General features: G+C 48.2%; 22 protein-coding genes. 14 read left to right on the top strand and 8 right to left on the bottom strand.

Annotated features, from left to right (window positions below; genetic code table 11):
* Position 1: 1 nt before the first annotated feature.
* Positions 2 to 787, top strand: a complete 786-nt coding sequence (locus tag ACZM6M_RS07455; RefSeq protein ID WP_066544705.1) for a GNAT family N-acetyltransferase — start codon at positions 2 to 4, stop codon at positions 785 to 787.
* Here the strand turns inward: ACZM6M_RS07455 and ACZM6M_RS07450 are convergent.
* A complete protein-coding gene (locus ACZM6M_RS07450; protein ID WP_066544703.1) occupies positions 720 to 1,403 on the bottom strand; it encodes a hypothetical protein in 684 nt (227 codons plus the stop codon). The two genes, ACZM6M_RS07455 and ACZM6M_RS07450, sit on opposite strands and share 68 nt — an antisense overlap.
* A gap of 173 nt (positions 1,404 to 1,576) precedes the next feature.
* Between ACZM6M_RS07450 and ACZM6M_RS07445 the strand changes: the two genes are divergently transcribed.
* The 7 genes from ACZM6M_RS07445 (at position 1,577) to ACZM6M_RS07415 (ending at position 7,117) form a co-directional block, all read left to right on the top strand.
* Positions 1,577 to 2,311 carry a YesL family protein gene (locus ACZM6M_RS07445; protein WP_066544701.1) on the top strand — a complete coding sequence of 245 codons (735 nt, stop codon included), beginning with the start codon at positions 1,577 to 1,579 and terminating at the stop codon, positions 2,309 to 2,311.
* 142 nt (positions 2,312 to 2,453) lie between these two features.
* Positions 2,454 to 2,933, top strand: coding sequence for a nucleoside deaminase (locus ACZM6M_RS07440; RefSeq protein WP_066544700.1), 480 nt, complete (start codon positions 2,454 to 2,456; stop codon positions 2,931 to 2,933).
* A 19-nt stretch (positions 2,934 to 2,952) separates the two neighbouring features.
* A complete protein-coding gene (locus tag ACZM6M_RS07435; RefSeq protein ID WP_066544699.1) occupies positions 2,953 to 4,251 on the top strand; it encodes a uracil-xanthine permease family protein in 1,299 nt (432 codons plus the stop codon).
* Positions 4,252 to 4,347: 96 nt separating this feature from the next.
* Positions 4,348 to 5,115: a GntR family transcriptional regulator gene (locus ACZM6M_RS07430; RefSeq protein WP_066544697.1), complete on the top strand. Its 768-nt coding sequence runs from the start codon at positions 4,348 to 4,350 to the stop codon at positions 5,113 to 5,115.
* A gap of 157 nt (positions 5,116 to 5,272) precedes the next feature.
* Entirely contained in the window at positions 5,273 to 6,184 is a 912-nt protein-coding gene (gene ispE / locus ACZM6M_RS07425) for a 4-(cytidine 5'-diphospho)-2-C-methyl-D-erythritol kinase (protein ID WP_066544694.1), read from the top strand.
* Positions 6,185 to 6,205: 21 nt separating this feature from the next.
* Positions 6,206 to 6,910 (top strand): GntR family transcriptional regulator, encoded by a 705-nt coding sequence (locus tag ACZM6M_RS07420; RefSeq protein WP_066545276.1) that lies wholly within the window; start codon positions 6,206 to 6,208, stop codon positions 6,908 to 6,910.
* A 3-nt stretch (positions 6,911 to 6,913) separates the two neighbouring features.
* Positions 6,914 to 7,117: a hypothetical protein gene (locus ACZM6M_RS07415; RefSeq protein ID WP_066544692.1), complete on the top strand. Its 204-nt coding sequence runs from the start codon at positions 6,914 to 6,916 to the stop codon at positions 7,115 to 7,117.
* Between the two features lie 36 nt (positions 7,118 to 7,153).
* On the opposite strand, the gene ACZM6M_RS07410 is transcribed toward ACZM6M_RS07415, so the two are convergent.
* Positions 7,154 to 7,804 (bottom strand): stage II sporulation protein R, encoded by a 651-nt coding sequence (locus ACZM6M_RS07410; RefSeq protein ID WP_081422846.1) that lies wholly within the window; start codon positions 7,802 to 7,804, stop codon positions 7,154 to 7,156.
* A 309-nt stretch (positions 7,805 to 8,113) separates the two neighbouring features.
* Here ACZM6M_RS07410 and ACZM6M_RS07405 point away from each other — a divergent pair, with 309 nt between their 5' ends.
* Both ACZM6M_RS07405 and ACZM6M_RS07400 read left to right on the top strand, forming a co-directional pair.
* The gene (locus tag ACZM6M_RS07405) at positions 8,114 to 9,175 is read left to right on the top strand and encodes a D-alanine--D-alanine ligase family protein (RefSeq protein ID WP_066544691.1); all 1,062 of its coding nucleotides are present in this window, start codon (positions 8,114 to 8,116) and stop codon (positions 9,173 to 9,175) included.
* A 36-nt stretch (positions 9,176 to 9,211) separates the two neighbouring features.
* Positions 9,212 to 9,637 carry a YwiB family protein gene (locus ACZM6M_RS07400; RefSeq protein ID WP_418926590.1) on the top strand — a complete coding sequence of 142 codons (426 nt, stop codon included), beginning with the start codon at positions 9,212 to 9,214 and terminating at the stop codon, positions 9,635 to 9,637.
* Between the two features lie 84 nt (positions 9,638 to 9,721).
* Here ACZM6M_RS07400 and ACZM6M_RS07395 read toward each other — a convergent pair whose 3' ends face one another.
* Positions 9,722 to 10,174 carry a hypothetical protein gene (locus ACZM6M_RS07395; RefSeq protein WP_066544684.1) on the bottom strand — a complete coding sequence of 151 codons (453 nt, stop codon included), beginning with the start codon at positions 10,172 to 10,174 and terminating at the stop codon, positions 9,722 to 9,724.
* A 309-nt stretch (positions 10,175 to 10,483) separates the two neighbouring features.
* Between ACZM6M_RS07395 and rpoB the strand changes: the two genes are divergently transcribed.
* Both rpoB and rpoC read left to right on the top strand, forming a co-directional pair.
* The gene (rpoB, locus tag ACZM6M_RS07390) at positions 10,484 to 14,416 is read left to right on the top strand and encodes a DNA-directed RNA polymerase subunit beta (RefSeq protein WP_066545270.1); all 3,933 of its coding nucleotides are present in this window, start codon (positions 10,484 to 10,486) and stop codon (positions 14,414 to 14,416) included.
* A 19-nt stretch (positions 14,417 to 14,435) separates the two neighbouring features.
* Positions 14,436 to 18,287, top strand: a complete 3,852-nt coding sequence (rpoC, locus tag ACZM6M_RS07385) for a DNA-directed RNA polymerase subunit beta' (RefSeq protein WP_489490042.1) — start codon at positions 14,436 to 14,438, stop codon at positions 18,285 to 18,287.
* A 73-nt stretch (positions 18,288 to 18,360) separates the two neighbouring features.
* Here rpoC and ACZM6M_RS07380 read toward each other — a convergent pair whose 3' ends face one another.
* The 5 genes from ACZM6M_RS07380 to ACZM6M_RS07360 all read right to left on the bottom strand — a co-directional run bounded on the left by ACZM6M_RS07380 (position 18,361) and on the right by ACZM6M_RS07360 (position 23,216).
* Positions 18,361 to 19,266: a GDSL-type esterase/lipase family protein gene (locus ACZM6M_RS07380; protein ID WP_337434279.1), complete on the bottom strand. Its 906-nt coding sequence runs from the start codon at positions 19,264 to 19,266 to the stop codon at positions 18,361 to 18,363.
* Between the two features lie 45 nt (positions 19,267 to 19,311).
* Entirely contained in the window at positions 19,312 to 20,730 is a 1,419-nt protein-coding gene (locus ACZM6M_RS07375) for an MBOAT family O-acyltransferase (RefSeq protein WP_337434255.1), read from the bottom strand.
* A gap of 218 nt (positions 20,731 to 20,948) precedes the next feature.
* A complete protein-coding gene (locus ACZM6M_RS07370; RefSeq protein ID WP_418926541.1) occupies positions 20,949 to 21,380 on the bottom strand; it encodes a PepSY domain-containing protein in 432 nt (143 codons plus the stop codon).
* Between the two features lie 148 nt (positions 21,381 to 21,528).
* On the bottom strand, positions 21,529 to 22,491 hold the full coding sequence (locus tag ACZM6M_RS07365) for an anti-sigma-I factor RsgI family protein (RefSeq protein WP_489490040.1): 963 nt from the start codon (positions 22,489 to 22,491) through the stop codon (positions 21,529 to 21,531).
* Positions 22,488 to 23,216, bottom strand: coding sequence for a sigma factor (locus tag ACZM6M_RS07360; protein ID WP_066544673.1), 729 nt, complete (start codon positions 23,214 to 23,216; stop codon positions 22,488 to 22,490). Before ACZM6M_RS07360 ends, ACZM6M_RS07365 begins: the two co-directional genes overlap by 4 nt.
* Before the next feature lie 271 nt (positions 23,217 to 23,487).
* Here ACZM6M_RS07360 and rpsL point away from each other — a divergent pair, with 271 nt between their 5' ends.
* On the top strand, positions 23,488 to 23,907 hold the full coding sequence (gene rpsL / locus ACZM6M_RS07355) for a 30S ribosomal protein S12 (protein WP_066544671.1): 420 nt from the start codon (positions 23,488 to 23,490) through the stop codon (positions 23,905 to 23,907).
* Positions 23,908 to 24,139: 232 nt separating this feature from the next.
* Positions 24,140 to 24,610 carry a 30S ribosomal protein S7 gene (gene rpsG, locus ACZM6M_RS07350; RefSeq protein ID WP_176255006.1) on the top strand — a complete coding sequence of 157 codons (471 nt, stop codon included), beginning with the start codon at positions 24,140 to 24,142 and terminating at the stop codon, positions 24,608 to 24,610.
* Positions 24,611 to 24,629 lie beyond the last annotated feature (19 nt).

Below are 24,629 nucleotides of genomic sequence, written 5' to 3'. Positions count from 1 at the left end.
GATGACAAAGGAGCGCAGGATCCGTATTGATGGAACGGATCACAGGCTTCTGATATCAGATGAACCACAGGCCCTTCTGGCGGCGAAAGCTGCCGGAAGGGCTGTTTTGGGTGTAGAGAATGCTGTGCAGGGCGATTGGAGTCTGAGAGGGATCCCCTATGTGGTTCCTGGCTGGGAGTATGATACAGAAGAGTTGGAGGAGCTGATCCTTCGGCGTCATCTGGGTCTTCCCTGGATGATCGATCTCACTGAACGGCTGATGATACGGGAGTTTGTAAAAGGGGATGTTAAGCAGATCCCTGAGGAGGAATACGCCGGGGAAGAGGCGGTTTTCCGGTCGGAAGAGACTATGGAGCAGTATATCCGCAGTCAGTATGCTTTTTATGAATACGGTACCTGGGCGCTTGTGCGCAGGGAAACAAATGAGCTTGTGGGGATGGCAGGAGTATCATCGCCGGGGGCGGAAATATTTGAGCAGTATGCTTTGAGGAAACTTCCCGAAAAAAGCCAGTGGCTGGAGCTGGGATATCATATTTTTGAGCCTTACCGGAAATTGGGATATGCAAGGGAGGCAGTGACAGCCATTGCAGAGTACGCCCATGAGGTACTGTCAGCAGAACTTCTGGCGGTGATCCATGAAAAAAACCAGGCCTCCCGCGCAGTGGCGGAATGCCTGGGTATGAGAGTGGTTGAAGAAAGAAAATTAAGCCATAGGGATGTTACGGCTCAAGGGAACGGAACAGATAGGAAATGGCCCCAAGGATATCTTCTTTATGCTGAGTGTTAGAGATTACAGCCAGATAGGGCGGCTCCATGATAATACCCGTATCATCCTTTAAAGAGGATTTTTCCAGAGAAACGGCAGCGGGGATTTTTTCACCGTCTGTGGTTGTCGTATAGAGAAACTGATCCTCCAGCTGGCTGCAAAGCTCCTTCGGCAAAAGCTCACTAAGATCCAGGTAAGCATCCAGAGTTTCGTAATGGCGGATGGTAGCCTCATCAGCGATCATAATATCCAGCATTCCTCCGGATACAAGAGCGGCGATTTTTGCCATGCTGGCATATGAATACTGGGACATGGTTTCCTCATTTGTATCCAGAAACAGGCCTTCATTGATCTCGATAATATCCTTTTTCCCACAGTCCAGGGCTTCCCTCAGTCCTGCCATCAAAGGCTCGGTACTGGAATTTCCGCCGGAACGGTCATTGATAACCGCCATGGAAAGCCGGGTGGTAAATGACTGCCGGTACAAAGAGGTGCCGATCACCCAGAGGATTACCATAGCAATGAATGCTAACAGCATATGGAATTTGTAGTATTCCCAGATATACCAGATCCTGTCCTTCCAGGACATATGTTTGAGTTTTTCTTTTTCTTCCTGAGCTTCTTGCCGTAAAGTCATTCGTGTCGCTTCCTCCGTTTGCAGATTTTTACTGTCAGCAGGCTGTTGCTGATGATACCATTTATTATAGGCTATTTCACATCCTCCTGCAACTATTTTGAGTTTGCGCATTTGGGGCTGATATGGTACAATATTCTGTGATATTTTTATTTTAAGAAAGAAGAGGGTATATTATGCTTCAAGGCCTGTTTAATTATGACAATCCCGTCTGGCGCTTTATCGGAAAGCTGGGAGATTTGATTCTTTTGAACATTCTGTGGATTGTGTGTTCCATTCCAATTGTCACTGCGGGAGCTGCTACAACGGCTGTGTACTATGTGACTTTGAAACTGGTCCGGGATGAAAATGACGGTACGATCAAAAACTTTTTCCATTCCTTTAAGGAGAATTTTGTGCAGTCCACGATTATATGGGTGATCCTGCTGGCTGCAGGCGCGCTTTTGGCATTTGACTTCTGGTTCTTTCTTACAGGCCAGATGAACAGTCTTACAGGTGTTCCCAAGCTTTTGATGACGGCTGTATTCGGAGGCTTTCTGATGCTGTATATCTTTATCAGCACCTATGTGTTTGCCCTTCAGTCCCGGTTTTATAATCCGGTGAAGCGGACGCTGTTTAATGCCTTCTTCATGTCCGTGCGCCATCTGCTTCAGACCATTGGTATCATTGCTTTGGATGTGCTTACAGCTGCGGCTGCTTATTTCGGTGTGTTTTTCCTGCCTCAGGTAGCCATGCTGTTAATTCTGTTTGGATTTCCCCTGATTGCCTTTATCAATTCCTATTTCTTTACGGCAATCTTCCAGAAATATATGCCAAAGAAAGAGGAGCATAAGGAAACAGACATGGTTCCTCTTATGGATGACGATAATAAAGAAGTAGAAGAAGCCATTAACAATTTAAAAGGAAATTGATTCACATGTTGTGAAAGCTGTCGGAAAATGATCCGACAGCTTTTTTTTGCTGTGAACTCTTTACAAAAAAATGATTGTGTGCTATAGTAAAAACACAAAAGGTAATACCTATTACTTAATACTTTGAAAAGGAGAGGGAACGATGTATCAGAGCCATGAATTTTATTTAAGGAGAGCGATCGAGATTTCAAAGGAGGCAAGAGCGGCCGGTAATACTCCCTTTGGAGCGCTGCTGGTAAACAAGGATGGGGAAATCATCATGGAGCAGGGGAATATTGAGATTACAGAAAAAATCTGCACCGGCCATGCAGAGGCAACCCTTGCAGCCAGGGCTTCCCATGAGTATTCCAGAGAGTTTTTATGGGACTGTACCTTATATACCACTGCGGAGCCCTGTGCGATGTGTGCGGGAGCGATTTACTGGGCTAATATCGGAAGGGTTGTTTACGGCATGACAGAAAGAAGGCTGTTGGAGCTTACGGGAAGCAATGAACAGAATCCCACCTTTGATCTTCCGTGCCGCGAGGTGTTCGCCAGAGGACAGAAGGATATAAAGGTCATCGGACCGGTAGAGGCAGTAGAGGTAGAAGCGGCAAAGGTACATGAGGGATACTGGAATTAGTATTCAGTAAGGAGTGGGTATGAAAAAGGAGAGTTTTGACGAAAAAGTGGGATGGGGCAGGATGCTGTTAGTGGGGTTTCAGCATGTGCTTACCATGTGCCCTGGAACCATTGCAGTTCCGCTGATACTGGCAGGAGCTTTGGGATTGGATGAAAAGGAAACAGCCTTTCTTGTCTCAGCCAATTTCTTTACAAGCGGCATTGCAATCCTGATCCAGGTGCTGGGGATCGGAAAGCTGGCAGGATCCAGATACCCGATTGTTCTGGGGTCGTCCTTTGCACCCTTAAGTCCCATGATCCTGATCGGTAAGGAATATGGGATGGCGGCTTTGTTTGGTTCAGTAATTGCCTCCGGTGCGGTGATTTTTCTTTTATCCTTTTTCATGGATAAGATTTTAAAGCTTTTCCCGCAGGTAGTTGTGGGAACCTTTGTAACACTGATTGGAATTACTTTGGCGCCTACCGCGCTGAGGGATCTGGCGGGGGGAGAGGGAAACGCAGGCTTTGGCTCCGTCGAAAATCTCATCCTGGGTCTGGCAGTGCTTATATTTATACTGATGGTGGAAAAGTATGGAAAAGGCATCTGGAAAAGTATGTCATTGCTTCTTGGTATTACCGCAGGAACGGCTGCAGGATGTTTTTTACATATGGTGGATATTGCTTCCATTGCGCAGGCAGAGATATTCCAGCCGGTTCAGCCTTTTGCTTACGGAGTGCCGGAATTTAAGCTGTGGCCTATTTTCCTTATGACGATTTTCTGCATTATCAATATGATCCAGTGCATCGGCGTATTTTCCGTGATGGATGAAATTGCAGATGTGGAAACAGAAAATGAGATTAAGGAGCGGGGGATCCGCGGGCAGGCAGTAGCTCAGATGATCACAGGAGCATTTAATTCCGTCCCATCTACCATGTTTAATGAAAATGTGAGTTTGATCGGTTTAACAAAGATAAAGAGCCGTTCGGTCATAACGACCGCAGGGATCATGATCATACTGGCAGGAATTTTCCCAAAGATTTCTGCGGTATTTACAGCGGTTCCCAAGTGTGTGCTGGGAGGAGCTACCCTGGCCTTGTTCGGAGTGATCACTTCATCGGGAATTTCCATGCTTTCCAGACTGGATTTCTCAAAGGATAATAATTTTAAAATCGTGGGAACCAGTATTGCCATCGGCGTAGGTGCAGCATTCGCATCCGATGCGTTTGTAAATATTCCCGGAACACTTCAGATGATCCTCAGCAACGGCTTATTTATGGTAAGCATCAGTGCGATTCTTTTAAATCTGCTTCTCAATGGAAAAAAAGCCTTTCGTAAATGATATACTGTATTTCTTGACAAAAAAAAGTGATTCTTCTATCATCTTAGTTAGAATGTATGTTTAAGCACATCGGAAACAGGAAAGAGAGGAATCACCTTGGCGACTCAGAAATTACGCATAAAACCATTGTCAGGGCAGGCGAAGGAGGCAATCCTTCAATATATAGAAGAAATGGATCTGAAAAGGGACAATAAGCTTCCAAGAGAGGAGGCTTTGGCAGAAATGCTGGGCGTAAGCCGGATCACCATCCGCCAGGCCTTAAATGACCTGGCCTCAGAGGGAATCATTTTCAGGCGTCAGGGGCGGGGAACCTTTGTAAATGTGGATTCTCTGGATATCAAGGTTACCTTCAGCCCCTGTATGGAGCTTACGCAGATGATCCAAAAAAGCGGATATACGCCTTCAGTCCGTCTTTTGAAGATCCGGAAAATAAAAAGAGAGGAAGAAATCTGCTCTCTTTTACAGATGCAGCCAGATGAACAGCTCGTTGTTGCTGAAAAGCTGTTTCTGGCAGATGATCAGATCTGCGCCTACTGCCGTGATTATTTTAGCATGGATCTGATCGGGGGAGAGGAATCCTTTGAGATGTTTTCACATTATGAGGATTCCATTTACAGATACATTTATGACCTTTCCGGGGAAAAGGCCCAGTGGGACAAGGTGGAGATCGATACGGCAGACCCGGCGGATATTCCGGGCCTGAAAGGATACGTTTCCGTCAAGGAGCTGGGTTCCAGACCTTATCTGTATCTTAAAACATTAAATTACAGTGATCGGGACAGGCCGCTTGTATATGCAAATGAGTATTTTAATACAGGGATTATACAGTTTAATCTGATACGGCAGAAGAATATACAGTATTAAAAATGGGAGACGTCTGGAAAATGGGCGTCTCTTTTTTCGTAAGTATTACTTTTTGTTTATTTTTTATATTGAAAATCCTTGCATTTTCATGTATACAATGTTATGTATTATAAAAACAGACATATAAACGAGAAAGAGAAAAAGGGGAGCGGGGAGAATGATTTCGCATTTACGCTTAAAAGCATTCGGAAAGATCAATCTGGCTCTGGATGTGCTGGGCAGAAAGCCGGACGGATACCATGAGGTGCGCATGATCATGCAGACAGTGGGCCTCCATGACAGGATTGACCTGTACCGGACAGCGGAGCCGGGAATCCGTTTGGAAACTAATCTTTTTTATCTGCCGTCCAATGAGCAGAATCTGGCTTACCGGGCCGCGGCTCTGCTGTTTGATGAATTTGGTATTGAGGAAGGACTTTCGATCCGCTTAAGAAAGTTTATCCCTGTATCAGCGGGGATGGCAGGAGGAAGTACTGATGCTGCATCCGTGCTTTACGGCGTAAACCGGATGTTTGGACTGGGGCTTACAACCTCACAGCTGATGGAGCGGGGGGTGAAGCTGGGAGCAGATATACCTTACTGCATCATGAGGGGAACGGCCCTTTCGGAAGGAATCGGTGAAAAACTTACCCGTCTGCCATCCATGCCTCAGTGCCAGGTGCTGATCGCAAAGCCGGGGATCAGCGTTTCCACAAAAACCGTATATGAAATGCTGGATGCCAGGACGCTGAGGCCTGAGGATCATCCTGATATTGACGGAATGGTGGAGGCAATCCGAAAAAGGGATCTCTATGAGGTGGCAGGAAGGTTTGGAAATGTTCTTGAACTGGTAACGGCGGGCCGCTATCCGGTGATCGGACAGATTGAGGAACTGATGAAGGAATATGGGGCCATCAATGCTATGATGAGCGGAAGCGGGCCTACTGTATTCGGTCTGTTTTCCAATCCGTCTTCAGCCAGAAAGGCATACGAGGCGCTTCGGTATGGGGAAGGGATAGATCTGGCAAAGCAGGTTTACCTTACCAATTTTTATAACATGAATCAAGGCGCAGCCGGCAGACTGCGGTAAAACACAGGGGAGAGTATTATGATGGACAATAATTTTAAGGTAAATATGAACGAGTATCTTCCGCTTCGGGACGTGGTGTTTAATACGCTGCGCCAGGCGATCTTAAAGGGGGAACTGGCTCCGGGAGAGAGGCTTATGGAGATCCAGCTGGCTGAGAAGCTGGGGGTGAGCCGTACTCCGATCCGTGAAGCCATCCGGAAGCTGGAGCTTGAGGGACTAGTGCTTATGATCCCGCGAAAGGGAGCGGAAGTGGCTAAAATCTCGGAAAAAAGTCTGAGGGATGTACTGGAGGTGCGCCGTTCTCTGGAGGAGCTGGCGATTGAACTGGCCTGCGAGCGTATGGAAGCGGAGGATCTGCGCAGGCTGGAGCAGTGCCAGGAGAATTTCTGCAGGGCGATCCGCAGCGGAAGTCCTATGGAGATGGCAGAGAGTGATGAAGCATTTCATGATGTGATCTACCAGAGTACGGGAAATGAAAAGCTGGTGCAGATGTTAAATAACCTGAGAGAGCAGATGTACCGCTACCGTCTGGAATATATAAAGGATGCAGATAAGCGCCAGGTGCTGATGGTGGAGCATGAGCATATTTTAAGCGCCTTAAAGGTGAGAAATCTGGCTGAGGCCAGGATGGCTGCCAGAGAGCATATTGATAATCAGGAGATTACTGTTTCGAAAAATATTAAGGAGCAGGAGGAAAATGTTCTTCCTGTCCGCGGGAGAAGGTAAAATATGGAAGAGAAGAATTTTAAGGAGCGTTATCTGGCAGGGGAAATCGAGTTTGAAGAAATCGACCGGTACATCAGCCGCTGGAACAACAGTGATGACGAGCGGACGCTGGCAAAGTATCTGGGCCTGAATGAAGAGGAAGAGGACGTCTGGATCGATGAGAGCGACGAGGCGCTCAGGGAGATGCTGGATCGTCAGAAAAAGTAGGATTTTGTATGCAGGGAGGGACTGACCGGGAGATGGTCAGTCCTTTTTTGGGGTGAGAAGTTCCAGGAGACGGAAACGGATCTCTACTTTGGGAGGCTCATTGAAAATGGTTTCGTAATCATCAGGGGCCATATGTTCTGCCAGTTCTTTTTTCGAGGATTCGGGAACAGTTTTTGCGGAAGAATCGGTAAGGCAGAGACTGGGATAGAGGACGCACCACCAGTTGCGTCCTTTTCCATTTCCTATGGTAATCCGGACGGCATCATAGACGCCGCAGGGGAAGGAGGCTTCGCCGTAGGTTTTTGTGGGGAAATAGTCTTTGGTCAGAGTAAGGGATACAGGGGCTGGGGAGCCCTGGGATGTAAGCCAGCTTTCGGCGGTCTGGGTGAGGGTGTTTTTTTGCTGGAGGATCCAGTGGGCCAGTTGGGGCTTGGTGGCGTTTTTGGGGGCGTGTGTCTGGATGTGGCTTAAAAGGATATCGCGGACGCCAAGCTTAAGGGATTGGTCTTTTGGAGAGTTGCTTTCGGCCAGAACATGGAAACGGAGGATGTCCGGGGCGATTCTGGCGGCCATGGTTTCCTGGGAGATGGTGCGGGCGGAGGCCAGGAGCAGGAAGGGGGTTAGAAGGAGGATGGGGAGGATGTGGAAGATTGGGAATGGGAAAAAATAGGAAGGGTGTTTTTTCATAGGGCGTTGGGGGCTCCTTTCTTGGATTTTTGGGTCGCGATCGCTGATTTGGGTCGCGAAAGCTGATTTGGGCCGCGAAAGCTGCGGACGGCGGGGTCTTCTTGTCCGGCTGGGCCGGACAAGAAGCATCGGAGATCCCTCCGATGGGAGACCAGAACCGAAAACCTGCTTACAAGCGAGCTTGACGCAGGTTTTTGGTTCTGGTTTCCCGCCGTCCTGATTGTTTTGGGGTATTTCTATTTATCTCCACATATGCTATACTGTATACGCCCTGTGGGGCAGAAAGATGGAATAGGAGTGAAAATGACGATGGAAAAGAAAACAGCAGCGGTTATTTTCGGCGGGCAGTCTTCGGAGCACGTTGTGTCCTGTATGTCGGCTGCCAATGTGATTGACCGTATCAATACAGATAAATATAACCTGATTCTGATCGGAATTACACAGGAGGGAAAGTGGTTGAAGGTGGACTCTGTCCAGGCAATCAGGGATGAGTCCTGGAGAAAGGGAACGGTTTCTGCTGCAATCCTTCCGGATGCAGAGAAGAAGTGCGCCCTGTTTATGGAGAATGGGACAATGACAGAGGTGAAGCTGGATGTGGTATTCCCGGTTCTTCATGGCCTTTGCGGAGAGGACGGCACGATCCAGGGACTTTTGGAGCTGGCAAAGATACCGTATGTGGGCTGCGGAGTACTGGCATCCGCTGTTTCCATGGATAAGCTTTATACAAAGATCATTGTAGATGAGCTGGGGATCAGGCAGGCGGCCTATGTGCCGGTGATGAAGGAGCAGCTTGAGGATATGAACAAGGTGGTAAACCGCATTGAAGGCCGCTTCGCCTATCCTGTATTTATCAAACCCTCCAACGCAGGCTCTTCCAAGGGAGTGAGCAAGGCGGATAACCGGGAGGAGCTGGAGGCCGGACTTACAGAGGCAGCCTGCCATGACCGCAAGATCCTGGTAGAAGAGATGATCGTGGGCCGTGAAGTGGAGTGTGCTGTATTCGGAGGAGGAAGCGAGGAAGTGAAGGCTTCCGGCGTGGGTGAAATCCTGGCTGCGGCAGATTTTTATGATTTTGACGCAAAGTATTACAACGCAGAATCAAAGACAGTGACAGACCCTGAGCTTCCGGGAGACGCTGCGGAGAAGATCCGCAGGGCGGCGGCGGCCATTTTTAAGGCGGTAGACGGCTACGGCTTGTCCAGAGTGGACTTTTTCGTAAAAGAAGATGGAGAAGTGGTATTTAATGAAATCAACACCATGCCCGGATTCACTGCTATCAGTATGTACCCCATGCTGTGGGAGGCCAGAGGAATTGGCAAGGAGCAGCTGGTAGACATGCTTCTGGAGCACGGCCTGAAACGGTTTGCTTAAACGATACAGCCGGTATAAAAGAAGGAGGAGAACGGCATGACAAAAGATGTACTGATTACCATCCGTGGTGTTCATACTCTGGATCATGAGGATAACGATGTGGAAATGATTGTCCGCGGGGATTATTATCAGAAAAACGGAAAGCATTATATCCTTTATGAAGAGATACTGGAAGGAGCGGAGGAGCGGGTGAAAAATGTCATTAAAATTTCCCCTTCTTCCATGGATATTATAAAAAAGGGTGTTACGAACAGCTGTATGCTGTTTGAAAAGAATAAAAAGAACCTTTCCTGCTACAGCACTCCTGTGGGCAATCTGGTGATCGGCATTCAGGCCAATCACTTTTATGTGGAAGAGCAGGAGAACAGCATAAAGGTCAATGTAGATTATTCCCTGGACATTAACTATGAGCATATGTCGGACTGCCGTATCTGCGTGGATGTGCAGTCATGTACAGCATAGTTCTGTCTGGATAAAACAGAAACATAAAAAAGAAATATAAAAGCAGCCGGCGTCTGAAACCTTCAGATACCGGCTGCTTTTGAATTACTGCTTGTCCTTTTTAAATCTTGCAAAAAATCCCTTTTTCTTTGGAGGAGCAGGGATGGCACCTCCCCGAACGCTTTTGATCTGTGTAATGTAGATACCGCTTAAGACTACTTTTGCCTCTGTCTTTACAGGAAGAGACTCAAATACTCCTGCGTCGGCGATCAGAGTCATCACCTTGGGACCGATCTTTGCTTTTACAACGGGAACTTTGGCCCAGCGCATATACTTGGGCGTCTGGTCCACTACCATCTTGGGAAGCCCGGACTGTGTGAGCTTGAGCTTCTTTTTATCAATGACCAGGATGGATACGGTCTGTGCAGCAGCATCCAGCATCTGCTGCTGCTCTGCCTGACGCTTCTGCAGCTTGCTTCCCAGAAAATAGAGGATCACAAGTACGATTGCAGCGATCGCCAGAAGTATCAGCAATACATTTAGAATGGTTTGTACCATATCGGTATACCTCCAGACTGTAAATAATTTCCTTCTCCTTTGCAGTAAAAACCTGTCATACCTGCCAGAAGACATTCTATAACAGTATATCATTTTTGTAAGAAAAAAGCAAGAAAAAATTCTTGACACCTTGACGTCCCTATGTTATTATGGAGTGTGCACTATTGTGGCGACGTGGGCTTTTTGCGCCCATTATGCGGCGCCCGATTACCGAGAACGACAGTAATGGCCCGGAGTGCTGGAAGAGATGCGCATTCTCCAGCCGGACGGGATATTGCAACCAAATTAGAAAACAGGGGTGAAACGTCAATGGAGAAAAGCAGAATACGTCCGGTACCGGCCGGGAAAAGCGTAAGAATGAGCTATTCAAGGCAGAAGGAAGTCCTTCAGATGCCAAACCTGATCGAGATTCAGAAAGACTCCTATCAGTGGTTCTTAGACGAAGGACTGAAGGAAGCATTTGATGACATCTCTCCGATCACTGACTTCGCAGGACATCTGAGCCTGGAATTCGTTGACTTTACATTATGTAAGGATGATGTCAAGTACACCATCGAAGAGTGTAAGGAACGCGATGCCACTTACGCGGCACCACTTAAGGTAAAGGTTAGACTGTACAATAAAGATAAAGATGAGATGAACGAACATGAGATATTCATGGGAGATCTGCCTCTGATGACAGACACGGGCTCCTTCGTTATCAACGGTGCAGAACGTGTTATTGTCAGCCAGCTTGTGCGTTCCCCTGGTATCTACTATGGCATTGGTCACGATAAGGTGGGTAAGGAGTTATATACATGTACTGTGATCCCCAACCGCGGCGCATGGCTGGAGTACGAGACAGACTCCAACGATGTATTTTATGTCCGCGTGGACAGAACCCGTAAGGTTCCTGTTACCGTGCTGATCCGTGCTCTGGGCTTCGGCACTAATGCAGAGATTTTAGAACTGTTCGGCGAAGAGCCAAAGCTTCTTGCCAGCTTCGGAAAGGATACCTCCGATAACTATCAGGACGGTCTGTTAGAGCTGTACAAGAAGATCCGTCCCGGTGAGCCGTTATCCGTTGACAGCGCGGAGAGCCTGCTCAACAGTATGTTCTTTGATCCCAGAAGATATGATCTGGCAAAGGTGGGACGTTATAAATTTAATAAGAAGCTGTCCTTTAAGTTCCGCCTCAATGGCCAGGTTCTGGCTGAGGATGTGGTGAATGAGGAGACAGGTGAGATTTTAGCCGAGGCAGGCACAAAGCTTGATAAGGAGTCTGCGATGCGTCTGCAGAACTCCGGCGTTCCCTTCGTATGGGTAGAAGGATCAAACAGAAAGCAGAAGGTTCTTTCCAATATGATGGTTGAGCTTGACGCTCATGTTTCCTTCGATCCGGAGGAGGTTGGCGTTACAGAATTAGTATACTACCCTGTGCTGTCTGCTATTCTGGAAAAAGCAGGTTCGGATGAGGAGCTTTTAAAGGAAGAAATTCGAAAGAATATCCACGATCTGATTCCAAAGCATATCACAAAGGAAGATATCATTGCTTCCATCAACTACAATATGCATCTGGAAGAGGAAGTGGGAACGGCTGATGATATCGACCATCTTGGCAACCGCCGTATCCGTGCCGTAGGCGAGCTGCTCCAGAACCAGTACCGCATTGGTCTGTCACGTATGGAGCGTGTGGTAAGAGAGCGTATGACTACTCAGGACGTAGACGGCATCACACCGCAGTCCCTGATCAATATCAAGCCTGTAACGGCTGCTGTAAAGGAGTTCTTTGGAAGCTCCCAGCTGTCACAGTTTATGGATCAGAACAACCCTCTGGCTGAACTGACCCATAAGAGACGTCTTTCCGCCCTGGGTCCTGGCGGTCTGTCAAGAGACCGTGCCGGATTCGAGGTGCGAGATGTTCACTATACACACTATGGCCGTATGTGCCCCATCGAGACTCCTGAGGGCCCCAACATCGGTCTGATCAACTCTCTGGCAAGCTATGCGAGAGTAAACCAGTACGGCTTTATCGAAGCGCCTTACCGCGTAGTAGATAAGACCGCTGATCCTGCCAATCCAAGAGTCACCGATGATGTAGTATACCTGACTGCAGATGAAGAGGACAACTTTATCGTGGCACAGGCGAACGAGGCTCTGGATGAAGAGGGACATTTCGTTCACAATAACGTATCCGGACGTTTCCAGACAGAAACCTCCGAGTTCCAGAAGCGAACCATTGACCTGATGGACGTATCCCCGAAGATGGTATTCTCCGTGGCTACTGCTATGATCCCATTCCTTCAGAACGATGACGCAAACCGTGCTCTGATGGGATCCAACATGCAGCGTCAGGCCGTGCCGCTGTTGAGTACAGAGGCTCCTGTAGTAGGTACCGGTATTGAGGCAAAGGCTGCCGTTGACTCCGGTGTCTGCGTAGTGGCAAAGAATGCCGGTGTGGTAGAACGCTCCGCTTCCAACGAGATCATTATCAAGAGAGATTCCGATGGAAACAGAGATGTATACCATTTGACAAAGTTCAAGAGAAGTAACCAGAGCAACTGCTACAACCAGAAGCCGATCGTATATAAGAATGATCATGTAGAGGCCGGCGAGGTGATCGCAGATGGTCCTTCTACCTCCAACGGCGAGATTGCCCTTGGAAAGAACCCGCTGATCGGTTTTATGACCTGGGAAGGCTACAACTACGAGGATGCGGTTCTGCTTTCCGAGCGTCTGGTTCAGGATGACGTATATACCTCTATTCATATCGAAGAGTATGAGGCGGAGGCCCGTGACACCAAGCTGGGACCGGAAGAAATCACCAGAGATGTTCCCGGTGTAGGCGAGGATGCATTAAAGGATCTGGATGAACGTGGTATTATCCGTATCGGTGCTGAGGTCCGTGCCGGAGATATTCTGGTAGGAAAGGTTACTCCAAAGGGAGAAACTGAACTGACAGCAGAAGAACGTCTCCTGCGTGCGATCTTCGGTGAGAAGGCAAGAGAAGTCCGTGATACCTCCTTAAAGGTACCTCACGGAGCATATGGAATTATTGTAGATGCAAAGGTATTTACAAGAGAAAACGGCGATGAGCTTTCACCGGGAGTAAATCAGACGGTACGTATCTATATCGCTCAGAAACGTAAGATTTCTGTAGGTGATAAGATGGCTGGACGTCATGGTAATAAGGGTGTTGTTTCCCGCGTGCTTCCTGTAGAGGATATGCCTTTCCTGCCAAATGGCCGTCCTCTTGATATTGTACTGAATCCTCTGGGCGTGCCTTCCCGTATGAACATCGGACAGGTGCTTGAGATCCACTTAAGCCTTGCTGCAAGAGCACTTGGCTTTAACGTTTCCACACCGATCTTCGACGGCGCAAACGAGAATGATATACAGGATACCCTGGAGCTGGCAAACCACTATGTAAACCTGCCCTTTGACGAGGCAGAGAAAGCAGAATGGGAAAAGGACGGTGTCACAGAGACGCCTTCCGGACAGCCATGGAATGGAGAAACCTTTGAGCAGCTTTATAAAGAACAGCTTGTTCCGGAGGCAATCGGGTATCTGTCTGAGAACAGAGCGCACAGAGAGCTGTGGAAGGGCGTACCCATTGGCAGAGACGGAAAGGTCCGCTTAAGAGATGGACGTACCGGAGAGTATTTTGATGGAGCCGTTACCATTGGACACATGCATTACCTGAAGCTGCATCACCTGGTAGACGATAAGATCCATGCACGTTCTACTGGCCCATACTCCCTGGTTACACAGCAGCCTCTGGGCGGTAAAGCTCAGTTCGGCGGACAGCGTTTCGGAGAGATGGAGGTTTGGGCTCTGGAGGCATATGGTGCATCCTACACCCTGCAGGAAATCATGACTGTAAAGTCCGATGATGTAGTAGGCCGTGTGAAGACCTACGAAGCTATCATCAAGGGCGAGAATATTCCTGAGCCGGGTATCCCCGAATCCTTTAAGGTACTTCTTAAGGAAATGCAGTCTCTGGGCCTGGATGTACAGGTACAGAGAGAGGATGGAACCGAAGTTGAGATGACCGAAAATATCGACTACGGTGATACCGAGCTGCGCGCCATGTTAGAGGGCGACCGCCGCTTTAACGATCAGGAATCCCTTGCTTCCTACGGTTATCAGGAGCAGGAGATCAAGGATAATGAATTTGTAAGCGTAGAATCGGCTTCCGAGTCTGCTGGAAATGACACAGATGATCTGTATGACGCTTATACAGATGATGGTGAAGACGAATAATAGAAGGGAGTAAGAGCTCATGCCGGAAACAAATGAAACTTATCATCCAATGACATTTGATGCCATTAAGATTGGTCTGGCTTCCCCTGAAAAGATTAGATCCTGGACCCACAGGACACCTGAACCTGCTGACAAGCCCAGCAAGCAGTGGAGAGAATGGTGGGAGCAGGGTGCCATGCGCAACCGTATGCCTGAGCCTTCAGGCGCTCCCTCCAGAGAGTGGAGAGAGTGGTGGGAGCACGGCGTTGTAAAGAAGCCAGAGACCATCAACTATAGAACTTTAAAGCCGGAGAAGGACGGTCTGTTCTGCGAGAGGATTTTTGGTCCAAGCAAGGACTGGGAGTGCCACTGCGGCAAGTACAAGAAGATCCGCTATAAGGGCGTGATCTGCGACCGCTGCGGCGTTGAGGTGACAAAGGCCAGTGTAAGAAGAGAGCGTATGGGACGTATCGAGCTTGCAGCTCCTGTTTCCCATATCTGGTACTTTAAGGGAATTCCCAGCCGTATGGGACTGATTCTGGATATTTCCCCCAGAACCCTGGAGAAGGTGCTCTACTTTGCTTCCTATGTTGTACTGGATCCAGGTGTTACCAGCCTTCAGTATAAGCAGGTTCTGTCTGAGAAGGAGTACCGTGAGGAAGTAGAGAAGTACGGCGGCTCAACTGCCTTCCGTGTGGGAATGGGTGCTGAGGCGATTCAGGAGCTTCTGATGTCCATTGATCTGGAGAAGGATTCAGCTGATTTAAGAAAGCAGCTGGTAGACGCTACCGGACAGAAGCGCGCAAGAATCATTAAGCGCCTGGAAGTGGTAGAGGCATTTTTAAACTCTGGAAACCGTCCAGAGTGGATGATCATGGACGTAATCCCCGTGATTCCGCCGGATATACGTCCTATGGTACAGCTGGACGGCGGACGTTTTGCTACCTCTGACTTAAATGACCTGTACAGAAGGATCATCAACCGTAACAACCGTCTTGCCAGACTTCTGGAACTGGGCGCTCCGGATATCATCGTCCGCAACGAGAAGCGTATGCTCCAGGAGGCAGTAGACGCCTTGATCGACAATGGCCGCCGGGGCCGCCCTGTAACAGGACCTGGAAATCGTGCGCTTAAGTCCCTTTCTGATATGTTAAAGGGTAAGCAGGGACGCTTCCGTCAGAACCTGTTAGGTAAGCGTGTTGACTACTCCGGACGTTCCGTTATCGTAGTAGGCCCTGAATTAAAGATTTATCAGTGTGGTCTGCCAAAGGAAATGGCTATTGAGCTGTTTAAGCCTTTCGTTATGAAGGAGCTTGTATCCAATGGCACCGCTCACAATATCAAGAACGCAAAGAAGATGGTGGAGAAGCTCCAGACGGAGGTTTGGGATGTACTGGAGGATGTAATTAAAGAGCATCCTGTTATGCTGAACCGTGCTCCTACGCTGCACAGGCTGGGTATCCAGGCTTTTGAACCGATCCTGGTAGAAGGTAAGGCCATTAAGCTTCATCCTCTTGTTTGTACCGCGTTCAACGCTGACTTCGACGGCGACCAGATGGCAGTTCATCTTCCTCTGTCTGTAGAAGCACAGGCTGAGTGCCGCTTCCTGCTTTTAAGCCCGAACAACCTGTTAAAGCCTTCTGACGGCGGCCCTGTGGCTGTTCCGTCTCAGGATATGGTTCTCGGTATTTACTACCTGACTCAGGAGCGTCCCGGTGCAAAGGGCGAGGGAATGATTTTCAAGAGTGTAAATGAGGCAATTCTGGCTTATGAAAACCATGAAGCTACTCTGCACTCCAGGGTAAAGGTAAGAGTATCAAAGACTCTGCCTGACGGCACGGTAAAAACTGGTATTATCGAGTCTACCATCGGCCGTCTGATCTTCAACGAGATCATTCCTCAGGATCTTGGCTTTGTAGACCGTTCCATTCCTGAAAATGAGTTAAAGCTGGAGGTTGACTTCCTGGTAGCTAAAAAGCAGTTAAAGCAGATCCTTGAGAAGGTTATCAACGTACACGGCGCTACCCAGACGGCCGTTACTCTGGATGACATCAAGGCAATCGGCTACAAGTTTTCTACCAGAGCAGCCATGACCGTATCCGTTTCCGATATGACCGTGCCTGCAAGCAAACCGGAACTGATCGCAAATGCACAGGCTACCGTAGACCACATTGCAAAGAACTACCGCCGCGGTCTGATCACCGAGGAGGAGCGCTATAAAGAAGTAATCGAAACCTGGAAGACCACCGATGATCAGCTGACCCACGATCTGCTGACCGGACTGGATAAGTACAACAACATTTTCATGATGGCCGACTCCGGTGCGCGAGGATCTGATAAGCAGATCAAGCAGCTGGCAGGTATGCGAGGACTGATGGCCGATACAACCGGTCACACCATCGAACTTCCTATCAAGTCTAACTTCCGTGAAGGTCTTGACGTACTGGAGTACTTCATTTCCGCTCATGGTGCACGTAAGGGTCTGTCTGATACGGCTCTTCGTACGGCTGACTCCGGTTACCTGACCAGACGTCTGGTAGACGTATCTCAGGATCTGATCATCCGTGAGGTAGACTGCTGTGAGGACAAGGATATTCCATTTATGGAGATTAAGGCATTCACAGACGGAAATGAAGTAATCGAGGATCTGCAGGAGAGAATTACAGGCCGTTATATTGCCGAAGATATCGTTGATCCCGATACGGGAGAGCTGGTAATGAAGGCAAACCATATGTGTACGCCTAAGCGTGCTGCAGCTGTTATGAAGGTATTGGATAAGCAGGGACGCAAGTCTGTGAAGATCCGTACCGTATTAAGCTGTAAGTCCCATATCGGTGTGTGCGCCAAGTGCTATGGAGCCAACATGGCAACCGGCCAGCCGGTACAGGTCGGTGAGGCAGTCGGAATCATCGCGGCACAGTCCATCGGTGAGCCCGGTACACAGCTTACCATGCGTACTTTCCATACGGGCGGCGTTGCCGGCGGCGATATTACACAGGGTCTTCCTCGAGTTGAGGAGCTTTTTGAGGCCCGTAAGCCAAAGGGTCTTGCCATTATCACTGAGTTTGGCGGCGTTGTAACTATCAAGGATACAAAGAAGAAGCGAGAGATCACAGTTACTGACAATGAAACCGGAAATTCCAAGACCTATCTGATTCCTTACGGTTCCAGAATCAAGGTTATGGACGGACAGGTTCTTGAGGCCGGTGATGAGCTGACCGAAGGTAGCGTAAATCCTCACGATATCTTAAAGATCAAGGGCGTTCGTGCCGTACAGGATTACATGATCCAGGAAGTACAGCGTGTATACCGTCTTCAGGGTGTAGAAATCAACGATAAGCACGTTGAAATGATCGTTCATCAGATGTTAAAGAAGATCCGCATCGAGGAAAGCGGCGACAGTGATGTACTGCCGGGCGTATCCATGGATGTTCTGGATTTCAATGAGATGAATGAGGCTCTGATCGCAGAGGGCAAGCGTCCCGCAGAGGGCAAGCAGGTTATGCTGGGTATTACAAAGGCATCTCTTGCTACAGATTCCTTCCTGTCAGCCGCATCCTTCCAGGAGACCACCAAGGTTCTGACCGAGGCCGCTATCAACGGTAAGGTAGATCACCTGATTGGTCTGAAGGAGAATGTTATTATCGGTAAGCCAATCCCGGCAGGTACCGGTATGAAGCGCTACAGAACTGTAAAGTTGGATACGGATGATAAGATCGCAGCGGCAGCTGAGGAAGAGATCCTTCTTTCTGAAGAGGAAGAGCTGACATCTGAGGAAAGCAGCGAGCTTACAGAAGATAACGTAGCAGAAGAGGTTCTGGATCTGGACGATACTGTAATCGAGGACGAGGATGCAGAGGAAGAAGAAAGCTCTGAGGATGCAGAAGAATAAAATACAGGTCTGAATGACAGATTGAATCATAAAAACACCGGACGGACAGGGAAAACTGGCCATCCGGTGTTTTTTATGCATTTTGTGTTCTGAGCCATTCGGCCCAGACCGTATAATACTTTCCCATAATGTGGGCATTGTCTACAGAATATTTGGAATCAAGGTTTCCCTGGCCGTCGTCAAAAAGACTGTTTACATCTATATAGCCGCAGCCTTTTTCTACAGCCATCTGGTAAATAGCTTGATTTAAAGAATCAATTTTTCCATTTCCATAGACCGGGTCGGAATCGGACTTCTTTTTTGTTACATGGAGATTAGCCTCCAGAATGATTCTGGCCTGGGGCTGAAGCTGGTGGATCCAGTCTACGATAGAGGCGTACTTCTTTGTTACGGAGGAAGGAGGGTATCCCAGTTCATTGATGCCCAGCATGAGGTAAATCCGCTCATAGCTGTGTTGGGAGAGAAGTTCTTCCAGTGTTTTTTTGCTTCCATCCTTTACGGTAAGATTGGTTGAGAGAAGGTTAAAGCTGCTCATGCCGGAATTGGCAAAAAACTCTGCTTCTTCCAGACCTCCGTATTCCTTTAAGCCTTCTGTCCGTGAATCTCCGATAAAAAGGGAGGTGCTTAGGTCAACGGGAACAGAGGTGTCAGCAGGCGGCAAAGTCTCCGCCGGAGGCGCTTCTGTGGAGGACTCTGTGACAGGGGCAGACCCGTCAGTGGGCGGCTCCGCAGGGGAGGACTCTGGAGAGGGGAACTTTGCTGTAGGAGTTTCGGTGCTGCCTTTGGAGGCAGCACTTTCGGAAATGGAATCAGAGGATAGGGGGATGTTAGATGGCTGTTTATCCTCAGTTTCTGCCAGCCGCTCGATTTTATGTTCACCTGAAAACGTTTCTAGTTCCCATATCCGGGGAATAAGGGAACTTCCTTTTACGGCAATCAAACTTCCAATAAGCATCATAGTATACCAGTATTTTTTCATTTTATTCACACAATTTCTCTTTCTATCTGTTTCTTAGAACTTTCCTTAGAACCGGAAGTATAAAAACGGGTCATCCATTCCCATTTTAATACAGTAAACACAGAGCCAGAACAGAACTATAAGTATAACGGCAGTCAGAAAACTGCGGCGGTGCCGGCTGTAGATCCGCCTTGGCAGATCGGTCATAAAAATCAGGCCTGCAAGAAGAGACAACCCATAGATGCGGCCGTATTTCAGATAGTCTCCCTCAAACCAGGTGTAGGTTCCGGGGGCTGTGAAAAACGGAAAGAGCCTCTGTAAATAAATAAGGATCTGTGGCGGCTGTGAAATGGCAAAGACCAGCCAGTTTAAAGGAATCACAAGAGCCATATACAGGTGCCCCGCGGCTGGAAAACGGTTTAAGATACGTCCCAGTCCCATTTTTTCAATAGAGATCAGAGCAAAAAGCAGAAGACCCCAGAGAAGAAAATTCCAGTCAGCGCCATGCCAGAAACCAGTCAGAAGCCACACGGTGAGTAGATTGCGCACCATAATGACAAAGCCTTTTTGATTGCCACCAAGAGGAATATATACATAGTCGCGGAACCATTTTCCAAGGGTTATATGCCACCGACGCCAGAACTCCGTCATTGTCAGAGACTGGTAGGGATAGGCAAAGTTTCTGGGAATCTGAAATCCCAGGATCCAGCCGATTCCCTGGGCCATGAGGGAGTAGCCGTAAAAGTCAAAGTAAAGCTGAAGGCTGAATGCAATGATTCCCATCCAGGCAAGCGGCGTGGAGATGCTTTCGTATCCAATGGCTCCGACCTGGCTCCACAGCCTGCCGAGCTGATTGGCAAGCAGCACCTTAAGGCTTAAGCCAATAGTAAACTCTCTAAGACCGGTTTCCAGACGGTTCATGGAAAAACGGCGCCGGATCAGCTGAGAGCGGATTTCCTGATAACGGGTAATGGGGCCGGAGGTTACCTGGGTAAACATGGAAAACCAGGTACAGAAGCGAAGGAGGGAATGTTCACTGCGGATTTCCTTCCTATATACATCGGCCAGATAGGCGATGGCCTGAAAGGTGTAAAAGCTGATTCCAAGGGGGAGGGACAGGCGGATGACGGGAAACTGCAGACCTGTTTTTGTATATGACAGGAGCAGGTTTAAGTTTTCCGTTATAAATGTGCTGTATTTAAAAAGGATCAGCCAGAACAGGTTATAGAAGATCCCGGCATTCAGCCAGAAGCTGCGTTCTTTTGCATCCCGTTTTCTTCCAATAAGCTGTCCGATGAAAAAGTTTACAGGTATTGAAAGGAGAAACAGGACAAAATAAAGAGGGGAGTGTCTGGCTCCATAAAAATAGAAGATCAGGCTTCCGGCAAAAAGGCACTGATTCCGCCATTTCTCCGGACATATGAAATAAAGAATCAGAAATAAAGGAAGAAAACGAAATAAAAAGTCAAAGCTGGAAAATATCATTAGTAGTCCATCCTGTCTAAATCATATTTAAGTTTAGGATGCAAATGGCTTCTGCACCTCATATAATATAAATTAGACGAACGGAAGCATATAAAAGTTTCATAGAAACAGAAAAAATTTAAGAAAGTGGGAACACATGAAAAAAGCCGCAGGCTTCTGCGTCAGCATTTGCCATGCGGCTTTGAGCCGGGGATGGTCACTGTCTTACAGAGAACGGATTAGTCGTCCCAGTGGTCATCATCGTCGAATCTGTCGTCATCCCAGCGGTCGTCATCATCCCAGCTGTTATCGCGGTCGTCATCCCAACGGTCATCCCGCAGATCATCCCAGTCACGGTTGTTTTCGTAATCAGCCTTGATCACTTTACCGGTATAAGCGTTTACTTCCACATCATACTCAAACTTTCCGGCAGTGAATTCCAGCTCATATACGCCGTCGTCCAGTTCGCATTCCTGTTCTGTGAACACAGCATCCGCTTCTTTAATTTTCATAGCCTTTAAAGCGGCTTCCTTTGCCTGCTCAATGCCGATTATCTTTTTGGCAGTTCTGGGGGATGCTGATGCGGTAATCGTGCTGCCGATTACAGTTACAAGTGCCATTGCTGCAACAACTGCTGCCATCATAGATTTTTTCAGGTTCATCTTTCTCATTATAGTTTCCTCCTTGATCTATCACCTGTGCTTGGATTGTTTTTTCTTTACATAGACAGAATACGGAGTGCATTTGAAAAAAACGGGGTCGAAATGAAAAAAATATAATTTTTTAAAAGTTTAATATGTCCCTGATATCAGGTCGATTTTAATCATTGCTGTCATCATCATCGTCGTCATTATCGTCATTGTCCCCATTGCCATTATTGCTGTCATCATCTGCTGCGTCATCCCAGTCGTCCTCCTGATTATCGTCTGAGCCATGATTGGTGGTATCATCCCAATCCTCATCCCGCTGTTCATCTGAATCCTCATTCCAATTATCATTCGGGTGGGCTGTCGGGACAGTTTGATGTGCCGCCGGGGCAGTCTGCACAGCGGCAGGCACTGTTTCGGAAACGGGGGGAGCAGCAGGAAATGCGGTTTCGGCTTCACGTGCCGTACCAGATTCCGGACTCTCATCAGGTTTGGGATCAGCACTTATATGGATATCCGATCCAAGGCGACCGTCAAGCTCCCAGGTGAGATCCCTTTTCATCTCATCCGCCCAGTCCTCATGAGCAGAGGAAACGCCTACATAGATCGTCCCGCCTGGAGCCAGATAGTCCATATCTATGGCCCGCTCGGCCAGATCTGCCGCAGCTTCTTCGACTTTCTTCCTTTTATAGTCATATCCCCGGATCAAGTCCTCTCCATCCCGGTTGATGCCGGATAATGAAAGCACATAATCCAGCCGGTTTACAGACAGCTCTACTTCCGGGTTGATGGACAGCCGTACTGTTCCGTAAGGGCTCATAATAAAATAGTGGCCTCCAGACAGCAGAAGGCAAAGGGCTGCGGCTGCGGGAAGAGCAGACTTTAACCAGCGGGAAAGGCGGCTGGTCCTTCGGACGGCAGGCTGTACTTCCACCGCTTCCTCAAATACTGTATCGTAAAAAGAATCAGACTGGCAGTCCGCTTCCGAAAAGGCGGCTCCGGGTTCTACGATTTCCATAATGGTATCTACCGTCTGTCCTACCTCATAATCCATATTGGCGGCCTTCAGAAAACGCCCGTCCTCATCCAGCACCACTGCATAAGCCATATGACATTCCATGATCAGATATTTCATTCTGCTGCGCCTCCTTTTTTCATCTGTGAGAGATGACCGCGTATGATTTCAAATCCGTTTGTAAAAGCAAGAAGAATGGCAATGAGATATTTCCGGTGACGTTCCAGCGTCTTTTTTTCTGCCCCTGAGCCCAGAGCCAGCTGGCTTAAGGGGAGTTTACGGCTGCGGATCATCTGTTCCAGAAGCTCCGGATGCTTTTTGGCGTAATCCAGAACCTTCATGCAGGCGTCCAGGGTGCGCTCCTGGCGGGGGCAGCTGTCTGCCACATCAGTGAGCGAAAGTCCAAAACCTGCAAGCTCTGCGGAAAATGTTTCGATTTCCGACTGAGCGGCAGCCAGATCCTGATAATCGGAAATATCATCAACTCCCGGATCGGTCTTTTCCAAAAGAGTGCAGCCGTCCTCCTCCGCAGGCTGGTCTAAGGAGAGCTGCCCACTGTGCTTTTGCTCCTTCCGGAAATAGTCGATCAGGCGGTTTCGGATTCCGGCTGCTGCAAGAGGCAGAAAAGGACCTCTGTCCGGATTATAAACCGTCATTGTTTCATAAAAAGCAAACATGGCCACAGACAGCTCATCATCCCGTCCCTCAACCGGAGGACGGTGGATAAAGCGTGCGGTTTCTGCTTTGATAAATGGCATATAGGATCGGATCAGCTGATCCGCTGCCTCAGGATCCTGCCTGGAGCGCATGACCTGCTGAACGATTTTATGTTCCTCGAATTTCATAGTAATCCTCCCAAAGATAGAATACGCAGACAAAGAAATGAAAAACGGGGCAGGGGCTGCGTATATTTGATTATCCATGAAAATACCAGATGATGCAATAAAAATTGCGTAAATGTTTTATAGAAAAATGCAAAAGAGCACCCTCAAAAAATACTTGACAGATTTACGCCTTATGCTATAATGAAAAAGTGTGTTCAAAACACTTATGTTTTGGTGCACAAAAGCTGAAAGACACAGCAACCAACAGTCAATATCACAGGAGGTGAAAAGGATGCCAACATTTAACCAGTTAGTTAGAAAGGGAAGACAGAGCAGCGCAAAGAAGTCTACTGCACCAGCTCTGCAGAAGGGTTACAACTCTTTACAGAAGAAGGCAACAGACGTATCTGCACCACAGAAGCGCGGCGTATGTACCGCTGTTAAGACTGCTACCCCTAAGAAGCCTAACTCTGCACTTAGAAAGATCGCCAGAGTACGTCTTTCCAATGGTATCGAAGTAACAAGCTACATCCCAGGAGAGGGACACAACCTTCAGGAGCACAGCGTTGTTCTGATCCGTGGAGGAAGAGTTAAGGACCTGCCAGGTACCAGATACCACATCGTTAGAGGTACACTGGATACAGCAGGCGTAGCAAACAGAAAGCAGGCTCGTTCCAAGTACGGCGCTAAGAGACCGAAAGACAAGAAGTAATTTCAAAGCAGTTTGGAACAAACCAGATTAGTACCACTAACAGCAGTAAAGTGACGGCGGAAGATATTTCCGCATTTGTTAGTGCCGGATCCGTGATATTGTACCTGTGGTTGCAGGAAATATATAGACCGAGCACGAACACATTTTATGGAAACATGTGAGTACCGTTGAGTTAATGGAAACTGCCTGTATCATTTCAGATAAAAGGCAGCATATTAAGGAGGGAAGTAACGTGCCACGTAAAGGACATACTCAGAAAAGAGACGTTCTGGCAGACCCGATCTACAACAATAAGGTTGTGACAAAGCTGATCAACAATATCATGTTAGACGGCAAGAAGGGTGTTGCACAGAAAATCGTATACGGCGCATTCAATCGTGTGGCTGAAAGCACCGGTAAGGATGCAATCGAAGTATTTGAAGAAGCAATGAACAACATTATGCCTGTACTTGAGGTTAAGGCAAAGCGTATCGGCGGCGCTACCTATCAGGTGCCCATCGAGGTTAAGCCTGAGAGAAGACAGGCTCTGGCTCTGCGCTGGATCACTCTGTACTCCCGTAAGAGAGGCGAGAAGACTCAGGAAGAGAGACTGGCAAATGAGATTATGGACGCAGCCAACAACACCGGCGCATCTGTAAAGAAGAAAGAGGATATGCACAAGATGGCAGAGGCAAACAAGGCGTTTGCTCACTACCGTTTCTAATTGCAGACCGGCTTTTTTC

This window comes from Enterocloster sp. (assembly GCF_057861365.1).
This window is presented reverse-complemented; position numbering and strand designations above follow the sequence as displayed.